The organism is Blastococcus deserti (assembly GCF_042682525.1).
Lineage (GTDB): Bacteria > Actinomycetota > Actinomycetes > Mycobacteriales > Geodermatophilaceae > Blastococcus_B > Blastococcus_B deserti.
In genome coordinates, this window is the sequence record NZ_JBHUHP010000021.1 from 1 (window position 1) to 226 (window position 226).

Below are 226 nucleotides of genomic sequence, written 5' to 3' on the forward strand. Positions count from 1 at the left end.
CGCGGTGGAGGAGCAGACCGCCACGACCAACGAGATGAGCCGGTCGGTGCAGGAGGCCGCCGACGGTACGGGGCAGATCGCGGAGAACATCACGAACGTGTCCGGTGCGGCGGAGTCGACCACCCAGGCCCTGGGGCAGACCCGCACGGCCGTCGACGAGCTCTCCCGCATGGCCGCCGACCTGCGCACCACCGTCGGGAGGTTCACCTACTGACCCACCATTGCT

The 226-nt window shown here is 69.9% G+C and carries 1 pseudogene; it reads left to right on the plus strand.

Annotation, left to right across the window (positions count from 1 at the left end):
- Positions 1-214, plus strand: a pseudogene (locus ACFSHS_RS18420) (methyl-accepting chemotaxis protein); the annotation flags it as partial.
- Between the last annotated feature and the right edge of the window lie 12 nt (positions 215-226).